This window comes from thiotrophic endosymbiont of Bathymodiolus puteoserpentis (Logatchev) (genome assembly GCF_900127505.1).
GTDB lineage: Bacteria > Pseudomonadota > Gammaproteobacteria > PS1 > Pseudothioglobaceae > Thiodubiliella.
The window spans coordinates 66,618-71,996 of record NZ_UEXF01000058.1 but is presented as its reverse complement, the minus strand read 5'-3'; the positions used below and the strand labels follow the sequence as shown (position 1 = coordinate 71,996).

Annotated in this window: 6 protein-coding genes; 1 reads left to right on the top strand and 5 read right to left on the bottom strand. The window is 32.8% G+C overall.

What is annotated here, in order from left to right; all coding sequences use genetic code 11:
- The coding region (locus tag BHECKSOX2_RS10320) for a transposase (protein ID WP_245391297.1) at positions 1-302 on the top strand (302 nt) is incomplete at its 5' end.
- 49 nt (positions 303-351) lie between these two features.
- On the opposite strand, the gene BHECKSOX2_RS07705 is transcribed toward BHECKSOX2_RS10320, so the two are convergent.
- From BHECKSOX2_RS07705 to BHECKSOX2_RS10315, 5 genes are all read right to left on the bottom strand, one after another.
- Complete coding sequence (locus tag BHECKSOX2_RS07705; protein WP_139683110.1) at positions 352-693, bottom strand: hypothetical protein; 342 nt, start codon at positions 691-693, stop codon at positions 352-354.
- The gene (locus BHECKSOX2_RS07700) at positions 683-1,468 is read right to left on the bottom strand and encodes a hypothetical protein (RefSeq protein ID WP_139683109.1); all 786 of its coding nucleotides are present in this window, start codon (positions 1,466-1,468) and stop codon (positions 683-685) included. Before BHECKSOX2_RS07700 ends, BHECKSOX2_RS07705 begins: the two co-directional genes overlap by 11 nt.
- A complete protein-coding gene (locus BHECKSOX2_RS07695) occupies positions 1,468-2,934 on the bottom strand; it encodes a hypothetical protein (RefSeq protein ID WP_139683108.1) in 1,467 nt (488 codons plus the stop codon). The genes BHECKSOX2_RS07700 and BHECKSOX2_RS07695 overlap by 1 nt, the downstream gene beginning before the upstream one ends.
- Before the next feature lie 120 nt (positions 2,935-3,054).
- Positions 3,055-4,815 (bottom strand): anti-phage dCTP deaminase, encoded by a 1,761-nt coding sequence (locus tag BHECKSOX2_RS07690; protein WP_139683107.1) that lies wholly within the window; start codon positions 4,813-4,815, stop codon positions 3,055-3,057.
- Between the two features lie 262 nt (positions 4,816-5,077).
- Positions 5,078-5,379: transposase (locus BHECKSOX2_RS10315; RefSeq protein WP_245391297.1), on the bottom strand; the 302-nt coding region annotated here is incomplete at its 5' end.

Genomic DNA, 5,379 nt, shown 5'->3' with positions numbered 1-5,379 from the left:
TGCCTAAAAAAGCCCTTAAGCGAGACAATCGTTATCAACAAGACAAAAAGCGCAAACTGTGTAAAAGACGCGCAGCGATTGAGCCGATTATCGGACATCTTAAATCAGATTTTAGACTCTCTAGAAACCTACTCAAAGGGCAAGTTGGTGATGAGATTAATGTTTTAATGGCTGCCTGTGCTTGGAATTTGAGAAAATGGCTGGTGATAGCCACTATTTTTTTGTTTTGGCAAAAACTGGGCTTATTTTTTGTAAAATACCTAAGGTTTTTTGTGGTGCTGGATAAAAAGCAGTTTTGTTGATTTAGATGGTTGGGAAAATGGGTGGTTTTGGTTTGTTTGGAGTGAGTTTTTAAGGGGCGACTAAATATCTTGGGAAAAAGTCATCTAACACAGTCATAAAAAGAACTTTTAGTTCGCTACTATTGGTGTCAAATAAAACCTCTGGAGATTTAAAACGAATTGTATTGTCTTCTAAAATTTCCGCATCCCAAATTTCAAGGTCTTCTTTAAATTCTTGATTTAAATCTCTATACAATTGTTGTTGAATATTCTGATAACTCTCTGCTATTTCCTTAATGACCTTTTGTTCTTTCTGTACTTCGCTCATAAATAACACAGCGATAAATAAAAATACCATCATTAGTCCAGCCATCATATCTGAGATACTTATCCACTCTCTATTAGCTTGCATAGCTTTCTTTTATTTGTAAAAATTCTTCATATTCTAGTTTTTTCTTAATATGCCCATGCCGAAATTCTTTTGCATGACATTCAATACAAAGAACTTTTAAATTTTCGTGTTTATTGTTTGTTATATCTGCATTCACATGGTGAGTGTGTAAATATTTTTTGCAATGATTTAAATCATAAAAACAAGCTTGGCATATCCACTTATGATATTGTTTTCTTTCTTTGGAAATATCTGACCAATTAGTGGCATAACTACTTGGAATGGTTGTCATATCTAATTCATTGGTAATATAAGGATGAATATGCTGGATTGGTGTGTCTAAATAATGTTTGACATCAAAGCCTCCTACTGTTTGATGGTCATATATTGAATTATGCTGCTCTAGGCAATTATAATTACAGATATTTAAATGTTCGTATTTTCCACCTAAAGCATGAATCATCCAAAATTTCCCATCATTCCTTGAGGCTTTTTTATACCTATGCCCTCTATCATCGCCTCTCATTCTTGTTAAAGTCACACATTCAAAAATATGGAATTTAGGCAAGTCCCATTCTGCTTTATATCTTGATATATCACAAATATGCACAATCGTTTTTCTTATTGTTCCATCTTTTAAAACAGTATATAGTTCGCCTTTTTTACTAGTATAAACATCGCTTAAATCGGTATCTAAACCTTCATTTTCAAACAATGTTATTTCTGTTTTGGCAATAATATCAATTTTTACTTTATTGACTGCTCGCCACAGTTCGCTAAAATCTGTAATTTTCATTAGTTAATATTATTTGCTTTCATAAGTTTAGAAACCTGCTCTAAAAAGCTTTCGTAATCAGCAGAAAATTGTGTAGTTAAAGAAGTAAGTGATTTATTTAATGTGTCTAATGAATCTGGTAATTGTCTTTCTATCTCTTCGGTTAATTTCGTTAATGTTTCGGATTGATTTGTTAAAGATTTCTGTATTTCATCGGAAAAACTTTTTAATTCACTGGTAATGCCTTTTGCTTCACCGCTAATTTCTGCAAAAACCTTTAAACTTTTTTCTAGATTTTGTATTTGATTTTGATTAGTGCCAATAACAATTTCCAATTTATCGCTAACATCTGCAATCTTGGCATAATTACCTGTCATTTCACTAATTATTTTTGCATTATTTTCTGTGGTTAAGGCGGCATTTTTAGTTTGTTCAAATAATTGAATTAAACTTTCTTTTATTTTTCCGTTAGCTTGCTCATTTTGTTCAACGCTTTCTTTTAAAGAGTTATTTATTTCACTAGAAAACTCCCCCACTTTTGTAATAAGCGTATCAGTATTTTGAGTTGTTGTGGTATTAATTTTGTCTATATTTTCTAACAATACCTGATTGTTTTCATTGACAAAATCTTGCAAACTTTTTAAATTGGTTTCAGCAAATTCTTTTACCAATGCTGTTGTATTTTGATGGCTTTCATTTGTGTTTTTTACAGTTATTTTTAACTGTTCTTCAAATTCTTGCACAGAATTTTTATAAGTGTCTTGCCATTCAATCATTTTTAAAACAGCCTCATTCAACTGTTTAAAATTATCACCAAATTGTTCTGTAAGGTTATTATTAAAATCTTTGATAACATCTTGTAGTGCTTTAATAATTTCTTCAGTAGCACCTTTTGACAAGGTCTGAACTGCTTCTTTTAAGGAGTTGTCAATTTCAGATAACTTTTCTTTTAAAAATTCAAACAAATCCTTTTGATTTATTTTTAACTCATCTTTAACGCTTGATATATCAGAAGATAAAGATTTTATATTGGTATCAATTGAATCTAACTTCGTGTTAATAAGAGGTAATATTTCAGTATTCTTTTTAACATCATCTAAAGATGTTAATTTATCATCAATAGAATTTAACTTTTCCAATTGTTTGCTAATGTTATTTAAGGCTGTAATTTCATCTTCGGCATCATCTCCGCTTTTATTTTTTTGAATAATGGAAAGTAATATTGCTAAGCCCATACCAGCAATAGAAGTAACAAATGCTGTTTTTAATCCGTCTAATAATTTTGGAACACTGTCTACAACACTATTGCTATCAAAACTAAGCAAACCAATAAAAATACCTATAAATGTTCCTAAAACACCAGTACTAACAAGAATAGATTTAAAGTCTTGGTGATTATTACCTTTATAACTTGAGAGGTCTTTCCAAAATAACCAAAACATTAATAAAAAGGTGATAGAAATTATAACAATACTTTCAATGGACATATTTTATGTGTGTTTGTTGTGTGAGAAAATTATAACGCCTGCTTCAGCGGCTGCCATAAGGGGCGCGAATTTTGCGACGCAAAATTTCTGACGCTTATGGCAGTCCGCTGGAAGCAATTGTTAGGTTTTTGACTCAAATACTTTAGACGCATTATCTTCAACATCTAAGTATGATTTGGGTAACAGTGCCACCCTGATTGTTGCATTGTTTTTATCCCAATCAACTGTGCTTCCATCTTTATTCTTACGCTTTAGTTTATTTCCTGCTCCAAGATTCATAGAAAAGAAATCAAGAAATCGTCTAGCTCCAACACCAGTGAATGGTTCGAATGTCACTTGATCTGTCTGCTCTGTTGAATCTAGTTTTGTTTTCAGTTCAATTGAGTCAGAGTGAAAGTCAAGAGCCTTACTTTTAGGATATGGCTCCACATAAACTACTCTTGATATTCCTGCAGCAATAATATGCTTTGCGCAATTATGGCAAGGGAATGTTGTGCAATAAAGAGTAGATTCTACACAGCTAATTCCTTCTCTACTACATGAGAGAATTGCTTCCATTTCGGCATGAACAACCCTTCCAAATTCTGTCAAATCTCGAATTCGACTTTGTTCTAAAACTTCTTGTATTTTCTCAATACCTCCTTTCTCAATACCATAAATATCTTTAATGTTGGATAGTATGCTTTGGATTATATCGTTCTGCTCGGACTTGTTTGAGTCTTCATTTCTTGTGTAATCCTTGCCATCTACTTTATCGACTACTTCTCCACTCTCATTATCAATCTCTGCCCAATATAAACCGCCACCGGATACCGGGCACTCATTAGCCCCAGTTGATAGTATTTGTTGATTTTTTGCGATTACTGCTCCCACTTGTCTTGACAAGTCTCCTGATCTTACGGAGCTTGAAAAAGCCATAAACATCGAAAACTCATCAAATGTTGGGTTTTTATATGGGTGTGAAAATATTAATTCAAGAAAGCGTTGAATTGTATTTTTAACTTGATCGTCATTTTTACCAAAGTTTATAAAAAAATCTGATAAGTGGTATGTATCACGAGTACGTTGACCGTGTGGGATTTTTTCGTATTCATCAATATCTGTTAGTTGGGTTGCCTGTATAACAGTCAAACCTTTATCATTGGTCAAATAATGAAGACGACGCTTTTTATCCGAGTGGATGCCAAAAAGATAAAAACCTTGACCGTATATTTTTCTTAGTGTTTCCACTTCGTCAGGGTGTTTAAGTGAGTTAATAATATAAGCTTTCTTTTTATTATCACCAGTACGAGCTTCCTTTATTAGCTTGGCAGAACCATAAGCTAATATTGCATTGTTTTTAGTTGTTTTTCTTAGTTCATCGCCTTTTTCCATTAAGGATTTTATTCGTTTATATTCACTTGCTGTTGCAACCTCAGATAATAAAGACGAAACTTTTATTTCTTTTACCTCATATCCAAACCGTGACAATCTATCTTTTAACGGTGTAATAACACGCGTTACTTCGGTGCCAACAGCGCTTACAACTCCTATTATAATTTCAGAACCTTCAAACTCTCCGTCAAGATACTGAGTAGAAATATTTTCTATTGCTACACCTTCAGGCGCTTGAGTAGCAGAATTGTCGCCAATTATTGTTTCTGCAACTTCATCAACTGGATATTCACCAGGGTATAGCAGTGACTTAACTTTTGATTCAAGAAATAATTTCCCATCTACTTGGCCTTGAAACTGAATGGTTCCTGTAGTCACATACCAATTTAATATTCCTCCATTCAGGCGAAATACTTTCTTATTGGTTTGAGTAACATCCCATTCACCACTTAATGATAAGAGTTTCTCTTGCAGTTGCTCAAAGGCTTCTGTGAAGATTATTTTCATTGTATTTCCATATTTTAGCGACACGCAGATTTTTCTTTAAACATAACTATTATTATAAGGACATATTATCCTTACATTACGATATTAAAATTAAAAGCCTGTAAAAAACAGTGTATTTCAATTTTTTTAGGGATAAAATACAAATAATTTACCTGATATACGATATTAGTAGAAATTTTCTTTCTATATTGTTTTTAATTAGTCGCCCCTTAAAAACTCACTCCAAACAAACCAAAACCACCCATTTTTCCAACCATCTAAATCAACAAAACTGCTTTTTATCCAGCACCACAAAAAACCTTAGGTATTTTACAAAAAATAAGCCCAGTTTTTGCCAAAACAAAAAAATAGTGGCTATCACCAGCCATTTTCTCAAATTCCAAGCACAGGCAGCCATTAAAACATTAATCTCATCACCAACTTGCCCTTTGAGTAGGTTTCTAGAGAGTCTAAAATCTGATTTAAGATGTCCGATAATCGGCTCAATCGCTGCGCGTCTTTTACACAGTTTGCGCTTTTTGTCTTGTTGATAACGATTGTCTCGCTTAAGGGCTTTTTTAGGCA